This window comes from Longimicrobium sp., assembly GCF_048594345.1.
Classification (GTDB): Bacteria; Gemmatimonadota; Gemmatimonadetes; order Longimicrobiales; family Longimicrobiaceae; genus Longimicrobium.
Genome location: NZ_JBMDXM010000205.1, coordinates 1 through 18,213, shown reverse-complemented (window position 1 = coordinate 18,213; position 18,213 = coordinate 1). Strand labels below are relative to the sequence as shown.

General features: G+C 70.2%; 15 protein-coding genes. 9 read left to right on the top strand and 6 right to left on the bottom strand.

The window, feature by feature from the left end; translation table 11 throughout:
* Window positions 1-144: 144 nt before the first annotated feature.
* The 3 genes from ACOJUJ_RS22265 to ACOJUJ_RS22255 all read right to left on the bottom strand — a co-directional run bounded on the left by ACOJUJ_RS22265 (window position 145) and on the right by ACOJUJ_RS22255 (window position 3,843).
* Window positions 145-816 (bottom strand): hypothetical protein, encoded by a 672-nt coding sequence (locus ACOJUJ_RS22265; RefSeq protein WP_420129117.1) that lies wholly within the window; start codon window positions 814-816, stop codon window positions 145-147.
* Window positions 809-2,482, bottom strand: a complete 1,674-nt coding sequence (locus ACOJUJ_RS22260) for a PASTA domain-containing protein (protein ID WP_420129116.1) — start codon at window positions 2,480-2,482, stop codon at window positions 809-811. Before ACOJUJ_RS22260 ends, ACOJUJ_RS22265 begins: the two co-directional genes overlap by 8 nt.
* Window positions 2,483-2,697: 215 nt before the next feature.
* The gene (locus tag ACOJUJ_RS22255) at window positions 2,698-3,843 is read right to left on the bottom strand and encodes a hypothetical protein (protein WP_420129115.1); all 1,146 of its coding nucleotides are present in this window, start codon (window positions 3,841-3,843) and stop codon (window positions 2,698-2,700) included.
* Between the two features lie 926 nt (window positions 3,844-4,769).
* Here ACOJUJ_RS22255 and ACOJUJ_RS22250 point away from each other — a divergent pair.
* The 3 genes from ACOJUJ_RS22250 to ACOJUJ_RS22240 all read left to right on the top strand — a co-directional run bounded on the left by ACOJUJ_RS22250 (window position 4,770) and on the right by ACOJUJ_RS22240 (window position 9,939).
* On the top strand, window positions 4,770-7,073 hold the full coding sequence (locus tag ACOJUJ_RS22250; RefSeq protein WP_420129114.1) for a 3-hydroxyacyl-CoA dehydrogenase/enoyl-CoA hydratase family protein: 2,304 nt from the start codon (window positions 4,770-4,772) through the stop codon (window positions 7,071-7,073).
* 37 nt (window positions 7,074-7,110) lie between these two features.
* Window positions 7,111-8,244: a thiolase family protein gene (locus ACOJUJ_RS22245; RefSeq protein ID WP_420129113.1), complete on the top strand. Its 1,134-nt coding sequence runs from the start codon at window positions 7,111-7,113 to the stop codon at window positions 8,242-8,244.
* 639 nt (window positions 8,245-8,883) lie between these two features.
* Entirely contained in the window at window positions 8,884-9,939 is a 1,056-nt protein-coding gene (locus ACOJUJ_RS22240; RefSeq protein ID WP_420129112.1) for a hypothetical protein, read from the top strand.
* 52 nt (window positions 9,940-9,991) lie between these two features.
* Here ACOJUJ_RS22240 and ACOJUJ_RS22235 read toward each other — a convergent pair whose 3' ends face one another.
* The 3 genes from ACOJUJ_RS22235 to ACOJUJ_RS22225 form a co-directional block, all read right to left on the bottom strand.
* On the bottom strand, window positions 9,992-10,843 hold the full coding sequence (locus tag ACOJUJ_RS22235) for an NAD-dependent protein deacetylase (RefSeq protein WP_420129111.1): 852 nt from the start codon (window positions 10,841-10,843) through the stop codon (window positions 9,992-9,994).
* A gap of 387 nt (window positions 10,844-11,230) precedes the next feature.
* Window positions 11,231-12,181, bottom strand: a complete 951-nt coding sequence (locus ACOJUJ_RS22230; protein WP_420129110.1) for an aldo/keto reductase — start codon at window positions 12,179-12,181, stop codon at window positions 11,231-11,233.
* A gap of 446 nt (window positions 12,182-12,627) precedes the next feature.
* The gene (locus ACOJUJ_RS22225) at window positions 12,628-13,821 is read right to left on the bottom strand and encodes an acyl-CoA dehydrogenase family protein (RefSeq protein ID WP_420129109.1); all 1,194 of its coding nucleotides are present in this window, start codon (window positions 13,819-13,821) and stop codon (window positions 12,628-12,630) included.
* Window positions 13,822-14,012: 191 nt separating this feature from the next.
* On the opposite strand from ACOJUJ_RS22225, the gene ACOJUJ_RS22220 reads away from it, so the two are divergent.
* From ACOJUJ_RS22220 to bamE, 6 genes are all read left to right on the top strand, one after another.
* Entirely contained in the window at window positions 14,013-14,624 is a 612-nt protein-coding gene (locus ACOJUJ_RS22220; protein ID WP_420129108.1) for a TetR/AcrR family transcriptional regulator, read from the top strand.
* Window positions 14,625-14,956: 332 nt separating this feature from the next.
* Entirely contained in the window at window positions 14,957-15,901 is a 945-nt protein-coding gene (locus tag ACOJUJ_RS22215; protein ID WP_420129118.1) for a phosphoribosylaminoimidazolesuccinocarboxamide synthase, read from the top strand.
* Window positions 15,898-16,779: a CDP-diacylglycerol--serine O-phosphatidyltransferase gene (gene pssA / locus ACOJUJ_RS22210; protein WP_420129107.1), complete on the top strand. Its 882-nt coding sequence runs from the start codon at window positions 15,898-15,900 to the stop codon at window positions 16,777-16,779. Before ACOJUJ_RS22215 ends, pssA begins: the two co-directional genes overlap by 4 nt.
* Window positions 16,776-17,039: a phosphoribosylformylglycinamidine synthase subunit PurS gene (purS, locus tag ACOJUJ_RS22205; protein WP_420129106.1), complete on the top strand. Its 264-nt coding sequence runs from the start codon at window positions 16,776-16,778 to the stop codon at window positions 17,037-17,039. Before pssA ends, purS begins: the two co-directional genes overlap by 4 nt.
* A complete protein-coding gene (purQ, locus tag ACOJUJ_RS22200) occupies window positions 17,036-17,734 on the top strand; it encodes a phosphoribosylformylglycinamidine synthase subunit PurQ (protein WP_420129105.1) in 699 nt (232 codons plus the stop codon). Before purS ends, purQ begins: the two co-directional genes overlap by 4 nt.
* A 112-nt stretch (window positions 17,735-17,846) precedes the next feature.
* On the top strand, window positions 17,847-18,213 hold a 367-nt coding region (bamE, locus tag ACOJUJ_RS22195), incomplete at its 3' end, for an outer membrane protein assembly factor BamE domain-containing protein (RefSeq protein ID WP_420129104.1).

Genomic DNA, 18,213 nt, shown 5'->3' with positions numbered 1-18,213 from the left:
CCGTGGGCGGCGTTTTTTGCCCCCATTTTTTTTCACCCCCGTTTGTTCAGCGCCCCGGCCGAGAAAAAACGGGGCTTATCGCTTTCCCAGCAGCGGGTTTACCCGCTCATCGGGCTTATCCGCTCATCACCCGCTCATCCGCACTCATCTTCCCGCTGATCCCACACGCGCCGCGTTGCCGTCGATGATGGCGGGGACGGCGATCTGGGTGGACGCGGCGGCGGGGGCCTCGGCCGGTTCAACGGGGAGGCAGATGGGCTCCCCGTGCTCGCCGAAGCGGATGCTTACCGGCAGGCTTACCGGCACCTCGAAACGGGCGATGGAGACGGTTTCCACGCTGATCTTCGCCTCCAGGACAAGCTTCATCGCCTCCATCTTCACGAAGCGCGCGTCCTGGATGGTCACCACCCCTGCGCGGACCTTGGCGACGACCTTGATCGCAAACTCCAGCGACGCCAGCCGGCCCAGCCCCGCGGAATCAGTCCCATCCGCGATCACCTCCACCACCGGCTCGCACGCCCACTCCACCTTGTGCTCCGCCAGTTCCACCGTGTTCACCTCGGAGGGCGGATGCTTCACGGGATCACAGTACTCCTGGCAGGCGGGATGATGGCGCCACGCCGCGGCCAGCACGCGGTACAGCCGCGGGGACAGGCGGTCGCGCACGCGCTCCACCACCTGGTCCACGGCGGCCGAGCGCAGTTTGCCCTTGGGAAGCGGCCACCGCTCCGCCAGAATACGCACCCGTTCGCGAAGCGGATCCGCGATGTGCTTGTCGAATTGCAGCAGATCTGCCAGCGTAGCCTCTTCAGTCACCCGCAACCTCCTCCTTTTGCACGAAGAGCGTACCCGGGGCAGAAACCAACGCCGCGGTACGCCCTGGATTCATCCGGAAACGCAGGCGCGCCCCGCCGAACGGCGTGCCTTCCACGGCCACGCGCGCGGGCGTGTCCATCCGCAGCCGCGCGCTTACGCCGGCCACGGGCAGCACCTGCTTGCGGGCGCGCATCCGCCGCGCCCCTACCGCCGCCGCGAAGACGACGGCCAGAAGCAGCGCGGCGAGCGGGAGCCACAGCCGGCCCCATTTCTTTGCGTCTTCCGCCACGGGCTGCGTGGGCCCGGCCACGGGCGGCGGCGGAGTCGCCGCGGCGACGGGGCCGGCGGCGGGTGGATCCAGCAGCAACGCGACCAGGCCGCCGCTGGCCAGCCGCGCGCCCGGGCCCGGCTGCTGGGCAGAGACCGTCCACCCGGCGCTATCCGCCAGCGCGGTGTCCACCACGGCGGTGAAGCCGGCAGCCGCCAGCAAGGCCTGCGCATCCACCAGCGCCAGCCGCCGCACGTCCGGCACCGCGACGGCAGAGTCTCCCGCGACCGGCGCGGTCACCAGCGGCATCGCGGCGGAATCGCCCGCCGCCGGCGCGGTGGTCACTGCCACGGTCGCGGCCGGGTTCCTGGCGGCGGGGTTCTGCACCGCGGAATCCGCCGCCGGCCGGGTCTGTGCGACCGCGGTCTGCGCCGGCGGCTGCGGACGCGTGGCGACCTGTCCGCCCGCGGCGGGCGTGGCCGCGGGCACCAGCCAGACGCGCACGCGAGAGTTCGGCAGCATGGCCGAGCCCGCCGCCGGCTGCTGCCGCACGACGGTGCCCGGCGCACCCCGTCCCGCCGCCTCCGCCGTCTCACCCAGCGCCAGGCTGGCGCCAGAGAGCGTTTCGCGCGCGTCCGACACCGGCTGCCCGACCACGTTCGGCACGCGCACGAGGAGCGGCGCGGTCGGCGTCTGCGACGGCTGCTGGGCCACGCGCGCGGGGACCACCCACACCTGCACGGACGACCCGCGCACCACCGGCATCCCCGGCCGCGGCGACTGGCGGACGATGGTTCCCGGCGCCCCGGTGCCCGCGGCCTCCCCCACGTCGCCCACCTGCAGGCTGATCCGCGCCAGCGTGGTGCGCGCGTCCTCCACCGTCCGCCCCGCCAGGCGCGGCACGGTGACGACCGACGGCGCCGACGGCGCCGACGGCCGCGTGGCGGGCGGGCGCGAGACGGGCGGCTGCTGCGACGCCGTGGTGGCCTCCGGCGCCAGCCACAGTTGCACCGTGGATTTGGGGGCCACCGCCGAGCCCGCGCGCGGCTGCTGCTGGACGATGGTGCCCGGCGTGCCGCTCCCCGTCCCCTGCGCGACGGAGCCCACCTCCAGCCCGGCCGCCGCAAGCAGCCGCCGCGCCTGGTCCACGGTACGGCCGGCGACGTCCGGGACGATGGCGGGCTGCTGCGCGGGCTGGGCGACCGTCGATGCGGGCGGCCGCGCGACCGTCGCGGGCGCGCTCAGCGTCGGCCGCGTGACCCGCGTACCGGCGGGTGCGGTGGACGATGGCGCCTTTGCCGTGTCCTGCGCGCGCAGCACGCCCGGCAGCGCGGCAAGAAGCAGCGCCAGCGCAAGGACCCGCGCGAATGTGTGGGAGAGATGAGAGCGTGTGGCCACGGCCCGGGCTTCGTAGTTCAGGGGGGCGCGCGGGGTCCACGGCGGGGTGGGAAAGCCGCGGACGGTAGCACTTTGCCGCCGGAAAGCGGCGCAAACACACGATAACCGACATCGCCCGCGTGCGCAACGGATTCCACATCTGCCGCTGCCGCAACGACAAGCGCCCCGCGAGAAAAACTCGCGAGGCGCCGCGATCCGTCCGAATCTGCTACCGATCAGGGAGGAGTCGACACGCTCAACTGGTACGCGCCCTCGCCGCCGGGGGAGAACGAGGTGGCCTGGATGACGAAGCGTCCATCCTCGGGAAGCTCTACCTCCAGCGCGCTGTCCAGCCCCTCGCCGTCCTCCGCATCGTCGTTGGAGGCGATCTCGGTGAAGGTGCCGTCCACCATCCGCCCGATGGCCACGAACGCGTCGAAAGCCTCCGAGCGCAGGTCTACGCGCAGCCGCTCGCCCGCGCGGCCGGTGTACACGTACGCGTCGTACCAGCGCCCGTCCTCCAGTTCCGCGTCACCCTCCTCCAGCTCGCCGGTGGCGTTCTCGCCCAGGCGGATGGGGGTGGTGCGCGGGGCCGCCGCCGGGGCGCGCTCCTCGGCCGTCAACGTGTACTCGCCGGTCACGCTGCCGTAGGCGCCGGCGCGGATGAAGTACTCGCCCGCCTCCGGCAGGGTAACGGTCACCGCGCCGTCGTTGGCCGCCCGTACGTTGTCCAGCGACTGAAACTGGCCGCCCTGCATGGTTCCCACTTCCACCGACGGGTAAAACTCGCCCATCGCCATGCGGATGCGCAGACGCTGGCCCGCGCGCCCCTGCAGGCGGTACAGGTCGTAGAAGCCCTCGGCGCCCTGGTCCTCGTACTCCGCGTCGGTGTCCGACAGCTCGCCCCGCGCCGGCGTGCCGACGGTGAACGCCTGCGGGGTGGGCTGGCGGATGGTGGCCGTGTCCAGCCGCAGCGTGAACGCACCGACACCCTCTTCGCCCAGCGACTGCGCCAGGATCAGGTAGGTGCCCGCCGCGGGGACGGTAAAGCGCAGGCGTGCGCCGGTGCCCTCGCCGCCGCCGTCGTCGTCCGTCAGCATGTGGTCGGTAATGCCGCCCACCGTGCGCGCCAGGGTGAGGTACGCGTCAAAGTCGCCGGACTCCATTGTGGCGATGTATCGCCGGCCGGGCGACGCCTGGAACTGGTACACCTTGAAGCGGCCGCGCTCGTACAGCGCCGGGTCGGCGGCGGCGATGCTGCCGGACACGCTCTGCCCGATGCGCAGCGTGGGAAACGCGCCGGTGCGGGGCTGCGCGTGCGCGGGCGCCGCCATCGCGCACGCCAGCAGCACGCCGGCCGCCGCGGTACGGAGGGTCCTCATGAGTTGCACCTGTTTTGGGGATTTGTTGGATCGTCCGTCGGGGTGGGTCCAGCGGCGGCAAGATAGGCGCGCACGCCGTAAACGGACAAGGGGGACGTTGGGGGGGATGGGCATCGATTCCGCTTCGGCGGGCGTCCGCGTGAGGGGCGCGCCCCCTCCGGGCCGGCACCACCGGCCCACCTCCCCCAAAAAAGACTGGGGGAGGTTGGGGATGCCGACAGTCGGGAGTTCGACGATGGGTATCGAACCGCGCCCGACGGGGTGCCCCGCGGGGTGCCCCTCCCCCGGCCCCTCCCCGTTCGTTCCTCACGGAGAGGGGAGAACTTCGATCTCGCTTCGAAAGGTGCGTCGCACCTCCCTCCCCCGCGCAGTTTGCGGGGGAGGGCCGGGGAGGGGGGCGGCCCACCATCCCGCTCCAATCCATCCCGCTCGCCGAATATCCAGCCCACGTCCAACCTCCCCCGGCAGTTTCGGGGGAGGTGGGCGAGTGGTGCTCGCCCGGAGGGGCCTGCGCGGAGCCAGCCGGAGCGCGTCGATCTCTCCGCATCCAACCTCCCCCAGTCTTTTTCGGGGGAGCTGGGCGAGTGGTGCTCGCCCGGAGGGGGCCTCCGCGGGGCCCGCCGGAGCGCGTGGATTTCTCCGAATCCCAACCTCCCCCAGTCTTTTTTGGGGGAGGTGGGCGAGGTTTACGAGCCCGGAGGGGGCGCACGGCCGACGCAGTTCGATGCCCGTCGTCGAGCCTCCATCCATCGGGTGCGACTTGCTGAGCCCCGCTCAAGTTGACACCCTCTATCTTCGCTTCTACCCTACCGAACGCAGTTCGGCGTGACGGTGTCCGCGGGTGGGGAACGCTTCTCGCCGGGGCGCCGGGCCCGTGCGGCGGGCTGGACACGCGAGCGACCTGTATCGACCCAACCGGGGGACGTATGCGAATCCGTAAGATCGGCGTAGTGGGCGCGGGAACGATGGGCGCGGGGATCGCGGCGCTGGCGGCGTCCGCCGGAGTGCCGGTAGTGCTGCTGGACATCCCCGGCCAGGACGGCGACCGCGGCGGGCCCGCAAAGAAGGGGCTGGAGCGCATCGCCAAGAGCAAGCCGGCGGCGTTCATGGACTCCGACCGCATTCGCCTGATCCAGACCGGCAACACCGAGGACGACCTGGAACTGCTGTCGGATTGCGACTGGGTGGTGGAAGCCATCATCGAGCAGCCCGGCCCCAAGCAGGCACTGTACGCGCGGCTGGAAACGATCCTTCCCCAGCACGCGCTGGTGACGACCAACACCTCCGGCATCCCCATGTCGGTGCTTGTGGAAGGGCGCGGCGAATCGTTCCGCAAGCGCTTTCTGGGGACGCACTTCTTCAATCCCCCGCGCTACCTGCGGCTGCTGGAGATCATCCCCACCCCCGAAACCTCGCCCGAGGCGCTGGCGGCGCTCACGGCGTTCGGGGAGCGGATGCTGGGCAAGGGCGTGGTGCTGGCGAAGGACGTCCCCGGCTTTATCGCCAACCGGCTGGGCGTGTACGGCAGCGTGCAGACCATGCGGCTGATGCAGGAGCACGACCTGACCATCGACGAAGTCGACCTCATCAACGGCCCCCTGACCGGCCGCCCCAAGAGCGCCACCTTCCGCACCGCGGACCTCAGCGGCCTGGACGTCCTGAAGCACGTGCGCGGCGGCCTGGCTGAGGCCACGGGCGAGGACTTCACCATGCCGCAGTGGGCGCTGGACCTGGTGGACCAGGGGCGGCTGGGGGAAAAGACGGGGGCGGGCTTCTACAGCAAGCAGGGCAAGCAGATCCAGACGCTGGACTGGAAGACGGGCGAGTACAAACCGCAGGCGAAGCCCGAGATCCCCGGCGTGCCCGAAATCGCGAAGAAGCCGCTTGCGGAGCGCGTGCGCGGCGTGCTGCAGCTGCCCGGCAAGTACGGCGCGTTTGCCCGGGCGCAGTTCGCGCGCGCCTGGCACTACGCGCTGACGAAGGCACCTGAGCTGGCGTACGACGTCGTTGGCGTGGACCGCGCGCTGGAGTGGGGCTTCGCGATGGAGCAGGGCCCGTTCCGGCAGATGGACGCGGTTGGGCTTGACCTGGTCCGGGAGACGATCGCGGCGGAGGGGCTGGACGAGCCGGAGCTGCTTACGAAGGCGGGCGATTCCTTCTACAGCGAGGACGGGCGCACCTTTCTGGCGTTCGACGGGTCGCGGCAGACGCTGCCGGACGCGGCGGGAACCCTCACGCTGGGTGCCATCCGCCGCGCGGGCGGGGTGCTGGAAGAGAACGACGAGGCCGCGCTGCTGGACCTGGGCGACGGCGTGGCGCTGCTGGAGTTCCGCAGCAAGATGGGGACGCTGGGCGAAGGCGTGCTGCGGATGGTGCACACCGCCATCCAGCGCGTGGACCGCCACGGCCTCGCAGGCCTGGTGGTGAGCCACGAGGACCCGCGGGCGTTCAGCGCGGGCGCCAACCTGGTCGCCACGCTGGGCGCCGCGCGCGAGGGGCGCTGGGAGCAGCTGGACAAGTCCGTCCGCTTTTTCCAGGAGACGACGACGGGGCTGCGCAAGGCGCCCTTCCCCGTGGTCGCGGCGCCGTTCGGGCTCACGCTGGGCGGCGGCGCGGAAATCACGCTGCACGCGGATCGCGTCCAGGCGCACGCGGAAAGCTACATCGGCCTGGTGGAAACGGGCGTGGGCCTGCTTCCCGGCGGCGGCGGCACCAAGGAACTGCTCTTCCGCTTCACCTCAGAGCTGCAGAGCTACGAGGAGGCGGACCTGTTCGAAGGCGTGCGCCGCGCCTTTGGCCTGATCGCCATGGCGACGACGTCGACCAGCGCGCTGGAGGCGCGGAAGCTGGGCTTCCTGCGCGAAGGCGACCGGATCAGCATGAACCGCGACCACCAGATCGCGGACGCCAAGATGCGCGTGCTGGATCTGGCGCCCGACTACGCGCCGCCCCCGCCGCGCACCATTCAGGCGCTGGGCAACCGCGGCATCGGCAACCTGCGCTACGGCGTGTGGAGCCTGCACGAGGCCGGGCAGATCAGCGAGCACGAGGTAATGATCGCCGGCGAGATCGCGCTCGTCCTCTGCGGCGGCGACGGCCCGCCGCGCCAGGTGACGGAGCAGGACATCCTGGACCTGGAGCGCGAGGGCTTTCTGCGGCTGCTGGGCACGGCCAAGACGCAGGAGCGCATCGAGCACACGCTCAAGACCGGCAAGCCGCTCAGGAACTGATTTCCGCTACGGACGCATACGGCACAAGGAGATAAAGATGCACGAGGCAGTCATCGTGAGCGCCGTCCGCAGCGGCGTGGCCAAGGGCAAGGCCGACGGCTCGCTGGCCAACGTCCACCCGGTGGACCTGGCCGCGGACGTCATCAAGGGCGCGGTCCAGGCGGCCGGCATTCAGCCCAAGGACCTGTGCGACGTGATGCTGGGGTGCGCCAGCCCCGAGGGCGCGCAGGGCACCAACATCGCCCGTATGGCCGTGCTGCGGGCCGGGTTTCCGTACGAGGTGGCGGGGACCACCGTCAACCGCTTCTGCTCGTCCGGGCTGCAGACGGTGGCCATGGCGGCGGCCAGCATTATGACCGGGATGGCGGATACGGTGATCGCCGGCGGGGTCGAGATGATGAGCCGCATTCCCATGGGCGGCCATCACAAGGAGCTGCACCCCGAGATGACGGAAGCGTACATCGGGATGGGCTTCACCGCCGAGAACGTGGCCGAGCGGTGGGGCATCAACCGCGAAGACCAGGACGCCTGGGCGCTGCGCAGCCACCAGCGCGCCGCCGCGGCGCTGGCCGAGGGGCGGTTCGACGACGAGATCGTCCCCGTCCGCGTGAACGGTGGCGAGTTCCGGCGCGACGAGCTGGTGCGGGCCGACACGTCGCTGGAGAAGCTTTCCGGCCTGCGCCCGGCGTTCAAGGCCACCGGCACGGTGACGGCGGGGAACGCCTCGCCCTACAGCGACGGCGCGGGCGCGCTGGTGCTGACCAGCCGCGAAAAGGCGGAGGCGGAGGGGCTGCCCATCCTGGCGCGCTTCGTGGGGTTCGGCACGTCGGGGGTGGCGCCGGAGATCATGGGGATCGCGCCGGCGCTGGCGGTGCCCAACGCTCTCAAGCGCACGGGGATGACGATGGCCGACATCGACCTCATCGAGTTCAACGAGGCCTTTGCCGCCCAGGTGCTGGCGGTGATGCGCGACATCGGACTGCCGGAGGAAAAGACCAACGTCAACGGCGGCGCCATCGCCCTGGGCCACCCGCTGGGCGCGACCGGCGCCAAGCTGAGCACCCAACTCATCCACGAGCTGCGCCGCCGCGGTGGCGGCATGGGACTGGTGACCATGTGCGTGGGCGGGGGCATGGGCGCCGCCGGCATCTTCGAGGTCTACGGCTCGTAGCCGCAGCAGGCCATATGGAGATACGGTGGGCGCGGAGAGACGTTTCTCTCCGCGCCCCGTTCATGACCATACCGGTCACGGGCAGCTGGATACCGACTCTTCTCTCGGTTCTATAGCTGCCCCAGGCACCGGCAGCCACCGTCCCCAGCGCAGAATCCTCTGGAGTAGCCCCGATCCCCGCACTCCTCGGCGCACATCGCGGTGGAGTTCTTGTCGTACGGGTTGCACGACACGGGGATGGGCACACCCACCTGCGGAACAGTCAGCGCCTGCGCCGTGCCGAATGCCATGCATGTGGCGAACAGCGCGCCGAAGAGGGTGTGGCGCAGTCTGGAACGTGAACGGCTCATGGGATCCTTCGGTAACGAGAGTTGCGTCGGTGCGCCAAGGAGGCGCCGTGCTATCGCTCACGTTAACGGACCAATTTAACAAGATCAAGCGTTGTACTGCTTCACATGGGGAAACCGCGAAAACGTGTCCAACCACAGGAGGGTGGCCCGAGAGTACGAGCCTTTGCCGGTTGTTCTCCCGGGGAGACGGCGACTCTCTTGACCGCCACGCGGAAGAGGTTACTCCTTGTATCAGGAGACACGGGCGCGGAACGTTTCTCCGGCCGCCGTTCCACACCTGAGGGAATCCATGTCCAGCGAGCAGCCACAGGCAACCAGAGCTTCCGACGGGCCCCTGTTCTTCATCAGCCACAAGCACGCGGACTCCAGGATCGCGAGCGTCATCGCATCCTTTGTCCGCACGCGCAGCGGCGGGCGCGTGGAGGTGTTCCAGTCGTCATCCCTCACGGCCGCGGCACCGAGGATTGGACGGGGGCTGAACCAGGAGTTGATGAATGCGCTGTGGCGCGCCAGCACCGTCGCGCTGATCTACACGTCGTCGGACCAGGACTGGGACTACTGCATGTGGGAGTGCGGGGTGGCCATGGACCCCGAAAGCCCCGACACGCGCATCATCGTTCTGCAGTGCGGGGCCAGCGCGCCGACGATCTTCGCGGACCAGGTGCGGGTGGATCCCCGCAAGCCGGCCGACATCCACCGCCTCGTGAAGGCGTTTCTTACCGGCACCGACTTTTTTCCCGGCTCGCCGCAGCCCATCGCGCCGGGATTTTCTCCCGACGGGGCCGAAGTGGCGGAGGCGGCGCAGGAGCTGTTCGACAAGCTGCAGCCCGTGCTGCCCCCGCCTGACGCCGAAGCTGTCGAAGACTGGCCGGCTTGGCCGTACGTGCAGCTGGAGCTCGGCTACGAGCAGACCAACAAGATCTGCGCGGCCGGCCGGCAGGAGCGCACCGCGCTGACGCTCCGGCTGCTGGAAACCGAGTGCACCGTGAGAAAAGGCGACCGCGAAGCACAGCGCCTTTTCGGAATGGCGGGATTTACCGGCGGGATGAAGTTCAGCGAGCTGATCGACAGCTGGCGCGAGGGCGAAGTCACGCCGGACTCGCGCTGGCTTGAAGCACTTGCGCGCCAGATCGCGCCGGCCGCGCGATGGAAGTTTCCGGAGCCCGTCTGGGAGCTCATGCAGGGCCTCGACGGGGACGCCTGGTACGCGCCCATGTTGAATTGGGTGACACGCAGACCATCGGAGCGGGTGATGCTCTTCGACGTGTATTTTCAGAAGTTCGAGATGGGCCCGGACGGCACCCCGATCTTCGGACTCCGCGCCCCGCCGGCTGCACGCGAGTAACGGCGCGAAGGACATGCACTCCGCGTCCCTGCCTGAGACCCGTGTTCCCGCGCTATCGCCGCAGCGCTTCCACCAACTGGGGCAGGACGCGGCCGAGCGGGCCCTCTACCTTGGCGGCCGCCATCTCGTCCGCGCGAGTGGGGCCGATGTTGATGATGCCGATGGGCACGCCATCCTGCTGCGCGCGGTAGATGAAGCGGCGTCCGGAGTACACCGTCAGCGACGAGCCCGCGACCAGCAGCACGTCCGCCTCTCCAAACAGGCGCCACGCGTCCTCCACCCACTCCTTGGGCACGTTCTCGCCAAAGAACACCACGTCGGGCTTGATGACGCCGCCGCACGCTTTGCAGGCGGGGACGCGGAACGCCTCCATCGCCCACGCCGGCAGTTCCGCGTCGCCGTCGGGCGCCTGCTCCACGGCGGGGCCCAGCCGCCGCGCCCACTCCGTGTTCATCGAGATCAGCCGGTCCTGGAACGCGCCGCGGGGTGAGACCTCGCCGCACTGCAGGCAGCGGACGGACGCCAGCGAGCCGTGCAGTTCCACCACGCGGCGGCTGCCCGCGGCGTGGTGCAACCCGTCTACGTTCTGGGTGATGATCCCCTGCACCACCCCCGCGTCCTCCAGCTCCGCCAGCGCGACGTGCCCCGCGTTGGGCCGCGCCGCCGAGAAGCGCGGCCAGCCCACCGCGCTGCGCGACCAGTAGCGCACGCGCGAGGCCTCGTTGCGGACGAACTCGCCGTACTGCACCGGCGCGCGCGGCTTCGCGTCCGGCCCGCGGTAGTCGGGGATGCCGGATTCCGTGCTGCACCCCGCCCCCGCCAGCACCACCGCGCGCCGTCCGCGCAGCAAGTCCAGCAGCGGCTCGATGGTTTCCAACTCGGCGGACGGTGAGACGACGGTCATGCGGTACCCACAAAGCGAAGACAGTGTGACGTTTACGGCCTCCCGTACACGGCGCCGCCGCGGACGTTCATCTGGGGCGGTGCCCTCCCCCGCCCCCTGCGTTCCTCACGGAGCGGGAGAATTGGATCAGAGGTATCGCTCAACCTCAAAAGGAAGAAGCCAGTCATCCTGAGGGAGCGCCACCCGACAACCTGAGATCACACAATCGCTTGCGCGCGACCGAAGGACCTTCTCTCCCCCCGCGAGACGCAAGTGTCCCGGCGGGAATCCAGCCTCACGGTTCTGCCGGCAAGGTCCTTCGGTCGGCGCCAGGCTGCGTCGCAGCCACACATTGCAGCGCGGCGCCTCCCTCAGGATGACGGTTCGTGCTGGTTGGGCACCACCCGCTCAGGCGAACGGCTGCGACGCCTGGTCCAGCGCGGCGACTTCCTCCTCAGTCAGGTGTAGCGCGGGGACGGCCATCAGCTCGGCCAGCTGCGGCAGGCGCGTGGCGCTGGCCAGGGGCGCGGTGATGGTGGGCTTGGCGAGCACCCACGCCAGCGCGACGGTGGCGATCGCCGCGCCGCGGGATTCGGCGATGGACTGCAGCGCATCCACCACCCGCAGCCCGTCCGCGTTCAGATACGGCGCCACCGCCCCGCCGCGCGCCGCGCCCTCCAGGTCCGCCTGCGTGCGGTACTTGCCGGTAAGGAAGCCGCTCGCCAGCGCGAAGTAAGGAAACACCGCCAGCCCGTGCTTCTCCGCCACCGGGGCGAAAGTTGATTCGTACTTTTGCCGGCTCACCAGGCTGTACTGCGGCTGCAGCGCCACGGGCAAGGCCAGGCCGTTCTCGCGGGCGACGCGCATCCACTCGTCGATGCGCTCTGGCGCCAGGTTGCTGATGGCGACGTAGCGCACCTTGCCCGCACGCACCAGCGCGTCGAACGCGGTCGCGATCTCGGGCACCGGCACGGCGGGATCGTCGTGGTGGGCGTAGTACAGGTCGATGTAGTCCGTCCCCAGCCGCCGCAGCGAGTCGTCCGCCGCGCGGGCAATGATGTCGGGCGAGAGGCCCTTGAGCCCCGGCATGCCGCCCACCTTGGTGGCCATCACCACCTGCCCGCGGTTCCCCCGCTGGCGCATCCACTCGCCCAGGATGGTCTCGGACTCGCCGCCGCGGTTGCCCGGCTTCCAGTGCGAGTACGAATCCGCCGTGTCGATGAAGTTGCCGCCAGCCGCCACAAAGGCGTCCAGCACCTCCATCGACGCCCGTTCATCCGTCGTGTTGCCGAACGTGTTGCCGCCCAGCCCCAGCGGAAAGATCTCCAGCTCCGAGTTGCCGATCCGTACCATGCTCATCCGCTCGTCCTCTCCACGCGTTCGTCCCGGCCCGCGGCGTTCCGATCGGCGCCGGGTGGCCGGGACGTGAATGATCGCGAGGGGCGGCAAGAGGTGTTCCGGCGGGCGTGCAGAGAAAGGATTTCGGTGCTGCGGAAGGGGCGGTGCGAGAGGCAGCGCCCCTCCGGGCCGGCACCACCGGCCCACCTCCCCCGAAACTGCCGGGGGAGGTTGGGTGAGGCAATCTGCGGTGCGCCTCGGATGGGGTGGAGCGGGATGGTGGGCCGCCCCCCTCCCCGGCCCTCCCCCGCAAACTGCGCGGGGGAGGGAGGTGCGACGCACCTTTCCGAAGCGGGATCGAAGTTCTCCCCTCTCCGTGAGGAACGAACGGGGAGGGGCCGGGGGAGGGGCACCCCGCGGACGCAGTTCGATGCCTTTCATCGCGGCTTGGTCCTCCGCGCTGCCCTCTACACGAACGCGCTGAGCCCCGTGATCGCGCGGCCGACGATCAGCGTGTTCATCTCGTTCGTCCCCTCGTAGCTGTAGATGGCTTCGGCGTCGGCGAACAGGCGGGCGGCGCCGTGCTCCAGCAGGATGCCGTTGCCGCCCATCAGGTCGCGGGCCAGCGCGACGGTCTCGCGGCACTTCGCGGCGCAGAACTGCTTGGCCAGCGCGCTGTGCTCGTCGCGCTGGGTGCCGTCTTCCTGCATGCGTGTCACCCGCAGCGCCATCCCCAGCATCGCCGTGATGTTGCCCAGCATGGTCACCAGCTTTTGCTGGATGAGCTGAAATCCGCCGATCGGCCGGCCGAACTGCTCGCGCTCGCGGGCATAGCGCACCGCGTGCTCGTACGCGCCCATCGCGCACCCCACCGCCTGCCACGCCACCCCCGCACGCCCCACGCGAAGGATGCGCGCCACGTCCTTGAACGTATTCGCGCCCGGCAGCCGGTCGCTTTCCGGCACGCGGCAGCCGTCCAGCGTAATCAGCCCGCTCTGCACGGTGCGCTGGGCGATCTTGCCGGTGATCTTCTCCACCGCGTAGTCCGGGTTCTCCGTGCGGACGAGGAAGCCGTGCACGGCCCCCGGCTCCTCCCCGCGCGCCCAGATCACCACCACGTCGGCGAAGGTGGCGTTGCCGATCCACTTCTTCTGCCCGTCCAGCACCCAGCCGTCGCCATCGCGGCGGCAGCGCATCGTCAGGCCGCCCGCCGTGCCGGAGCCCACGTCCGGCTCCGTGAGCCCGAATGCGCCCACCTTCTCCCACCGCCGCAGTGCCGGCAGCCACTCCGCCTTTTGCGCATCCGACCCGGCGAGCGCGATGGAGCCCATGCACAGCCCCGCGTGCACACCAAAGAAGCTGGCCGAGCCCGGATCAACCCGCGCCATCTCCATGCTGATGACGGCACGCGCCACGGCGGGCGGCCCGGGAACGTCGTGGTACCAGCCGTCCAGCAGGTCCATCCCGCGAAACGCGGCCCGCAGCGCGTGCGGAAACTCCTCCGCCTGCCAGCACGCGTTGACCACCGGCGCCACCACCTCTTCCATCACCCTGCGCACGGCCAGCCGGGTGGCGCTCTCCTCTTCCGTGAGCGTGCTGAACCAGCCGTAGAAGTCTGGGTCGATGGGCGGCGGCGTGCGGCGAAGGGCGTCGTTGGCCACGGATTCTCCAGGTGCGGCAGCGAATAAAAGACGAACACGGGATGCTCGTCCCGAACATCGTTCGGCTGCAAGGCTAGACGAGATGATCTCGCGGCGCAACCCCGCGCGGTGCAGTTGACACCGCCCGGCAGCTTCTGCGACATTGTGCGGTCACCGGGCGCGGCCCGCCGCACTCCCCAGCCATCCCGCAGATGCAGCAGCCCTGGACGGACACCGGCCTGCGTGCCGCCACGCTCGACACCACGCGCACCCTGCTGGTTCGCGACGGCTACGAGAACCTGTCGATGCGCAAGATCGCGCGGCAGGTGGGGTGCAGCGTAAGCAGCATCTACGAGCACTTCGCCAACAAGGACCAGCTGGTCCACGCGCTGATCGACGAGGGATTCCAGCGCTGGTACGAGACCGTGGCCGAGGCGGCGGAGACGCCGGGTGCGCCGGTGCACCGGCTGGATCTGCACTGCCGGAAGTACGTGGAGTTCGGGCTGCAGAACCCGGAGTACTACGAAATCATGTACATGCACCACCCGCGCTGGGCGGAGCGCTTTCCACGCGAGCTGTTCCGGCGCGCCAGCCGCTCCATGGACGTGCTCACGCGACTGGTGCAGGAGTGCGCGCCCGCCGCGTTTCCGGAGGCGGAGAAGGCGCGCATCCACGCCCACGTGGTGTGGGCCATCCTGCACGGCGTGGTATCCACCATCATCGCCACCCGCCTGGACACGCGCATCGACCAGGCGGCGTACGTCGATTCCTCCATCCACTTCGCCGTCGACGCCACGCGGAGGATGGAGCCGGCGCGGGTGTAGGGCTCCCCAGTGACTCGGCAGGCACTGAGCTGCATCCGACGGGGTGCCCCTCCCCCGGCCCCTCCCCGTTCGTTCCTCACGGAGAGGGGAGAAGTCGATCGCGCTTTGACAAGGTGCATCGCACCTCCCTCCCCGCGCCGTTTGCGGGGGAGGGCCGGTGGTGCCGGCCCGGAGGGGGCGCGCCCCTCGCGCCGGGCCATCCGAAGCGCCCGCCGTTCCGTACTTTCGTACCCCGTACCCTCGTACCTGCGTACCTTCCCCCGCCCCGGTTGCCGCCCCCCGGCCCGTTTGCTAACTTGCCGGCTCCTCGCCACCCCTGACGGAGCGCGACCCTGACTGCCACGCTGGTCAGCACCGACCTTCCTTTCCCGCTGCGGGTGCGGGGCAAGGTCCGCGACGTGTACGACCTGGGCGATGCCCTGCTGATGGTCGCCACGGACCGCGTGAGCGCCTTTGACGTGGTCATGCCCACGCCGGTGCCCCGCAAGGGCGAGGTGCTCACCCTGATCAGTGCGTGGTGGTTCGCGCGCACGGCGGACCTGGTGCCCAACCACGTCCTGTCGGTGGATCCGGACCAGATCGCCCGCCGCTACCCCGCCCTGGCCCCGCACCGCGACAGCTGGGCCCGGCGATCCATGCTCTGCCGCAAGCTGCGGCCGTTCCCCGTGGAATGCGTGGTGCGCGGCTACCTTTCCGGCAGCGCCTGGAAGGAGTACCGCGAGCAGGGCACTCTGGCCGGCGAGCCGCTTCCCGCCGGGCTGCGCGAATCCGATCGCCTCGACTCTCCCCTCTTTTCCCCCGCGACCAAGGCCGAGAGCGGCCACGACGAGAACATCCCGTTCGATCGGATGCGCGAGATCGTGGGCGGCGACGCGGCGGACCGGCTGCGCGACGCGTCGCTGGCCGTGTATGCGCGCGGGCGCGAGATCGCGGCGGAGAGCGACATCATCATCGCCGACACCAAGTTCGAGTTCGGCACCGACACGGACGGGACCATCCGGCTGATGGACGAGGTGCTTACGCCGGACTCATCGCGCTTCTGGCCCAGGGAGGCGTACGCGCCCGGCCGCGGCCAGCCCTCGCTGGACAAGCAGCCCCTGCGCGACTGGCTGGAAACGCTCGTCGAAAGCGGCCAGTGGGACAAGACGCCGCCGGGGCCGGAGCTTCCGCCGTACGTCGTCGAGGAAACGTCGCGCCGCTACCAGGACGCGTTCCGCCGGCTCACGGGGATGGCGCTGGACGACTTTCCGCTGGCCGACCCGGGGGCGGGACGATGACGCTCATCGAACCGGCGGCGCCGCGCAGGCGGCTGCGGCGGGGCGTCGTCATCCTGCCCAGCGCGTTTACCCTGGGCAACCTGTTCCTGGGCATCTGGGCCATCGTCACGGCGTCGCGCGGGGCGTACGACACGGCCGGGTGGATGATCGTGGGCGCGGCCATCATGGACCTGCTGGACGGCCGCATCGCCCGCTTCACGGCGACGGGAAGCGCGTTTGGCGAAGAGCTGGACTCGCTGGTGGACGCCATCTCGTTTGGCGTGGCGCCGGCGCTGATCGCCTACTTCGCGTTCTTGCGTGACGGCGGCGAGTGGGCGTGGATCCTGGCGTTTCTGTACATCGTCTGCGCGGTTTTCCGGCTGGCGCGCTTCAACATCGAGCAGGCGGGGACGGCCAAGGCCAACTTTCACGGCCTTCCCTCCCCCACCGCCGGCGCCTGCCTGGCCACCTACTTTGCGTTTACCGAGACGGCGTTCTGGGACAGCTTTCTGCCCCAGGTGCCCATCGCGCGCACGGCGGGGTGGCTCATGCTGTTCGTGGGCGTGCTGATGGTGAGCAACGTGCTGTACCCGGTGGTCCCGCGCTTCAGCATCCGCACCTGGGGCGGCCGCTTCGCCATCTTTCTGATGCTGGCGGCGCTGGTGAGCGCGTTCACGGCGCCGGCGTACTTCTTTTTCCCCTTCTCCATCGTCTACATCACCTGGGGGCTGGTGCGCTCGGTGGGGATGGGGTTCCTGGACCGCCTGCCGGAGCGCGACCCGCTGTACGACGAGGTGGACGAGGATCCGGACGACGAGCGGGAGCTGGACTACGAGGCGATGCGCCCGCGGCGGCGCTTCATCAGACGCAGACAATCCGACCGAGAGAGACGGGCGTGACGGAATACGGCATCGAGGTGCGGGTTACGCCGCGCCGCGGCATTCTTGACCCGCAGGGCAAGGCGGTGGGCGGCGCGCTGCAGTCGCTGGGCTTTGCCGGGGTGGGCGAGGTGCACGTGGGGCGGCTGATCGTCTTCAGCCTGTCGGCGGCGTCGGAGGCGGAGGCTCGGGAGCGGGCCGAGGCCATGTGCCGCCAGCTGCTGGCCAACCCGGTGACGGAGGACTTCGCGGTCACGGTGGGCGCCGGGAGCGCGGCATGAAGATCGGCGTGGTGACCTTCCCCGGCAGCAATTGTGACTACGATTGCTACAAGGCCGTCCAGGAAGGGCTGGGCGCGGAAGCGATCTTCCTGTGGCACAAGGAGCACGATCTGCAGGGGGTGGACGCCGTCTTTCTTCCCGGCGGCTTCAGCTACGGCGACTACCTGCGCGCGGGGGCCATCGCCGCGCACAGCCCCATCATGCGCGAGGTGATCGCCTTAGCCAACGCGGGCGGCCCCGTGGCCGGGGTGTGCAACGGCTTTCAGATCCTGTGCGAGGCCGGCCTGCTCCCCGGCGCGCTGATGCGCAACCGCAGCCTCAAGTTCCGCTCGCGTCCCGTCTACCTGCGCGTGGAACAGTCGCAGCCGCCATTCACCTCGGAGTACGAGGTGGGGCAGGTGCTGCAGGTGCCGATCGCGCACGGCGAGGGGTGCTACACGGCGGATCCGGAGATCCTGGACGACCTGGAGGCCACCGGCCGTGTCGTATTCCGCTACTGCGACGCGGTGGGGACGGTGACGCCCGAAGCCAACCCCAACGGCAGCGCCCGCAATATCGCCGGCATCGTCAGCCCGGCCGGGAACGTGCTGGGGATGATGCCGCACCCGGAGCGCGTGGTCGATCCGCTGCTGGGCAGCACGGACGGGCTGGGCCTGTTCCAGTCGGTGGCGGATTTCCTCGTCGGAAGTGCGTAGGGAAGTGCGGGGGCAGGTACGGGAGGTACGAGGGTACGAAGGTACGGGATGACGGAGAGCACCCCGTCACCCGTTCACCCCTTCACCCGTTCACCTTTTCGCGGGGTGTGAGATGAAGAAGTCGATGCTGCTGGCCGGCGCGGCGATGCTGGTCACCGCCGCGACGCCGGCCCTGGCGCAGAGCACCATCGCGCCGGGGATGACGACGGAGCAGGTGCGCGACCGCTTTGGCGCGCCGGCGACCACGCGCGACCAGGGCGACTGGTCGTACTGGTACTACCACAACGGCTGCCCGGTGCGCTGCGGGTCCGACGACGTGGTGTTCTTTCAGAACGACCGCGTGGTGGCCGCCGTGCTGCGCACCGCGCGCCGCCGCTTTGCCGGTCCCGCCGCCGACGACGCGCTGGGCGCCGCCGCCGACGCCTCCGCGACGGACGACGCGCCCGGCCGCGCCACGGTCGGCGGCGTGCGCGTGGACG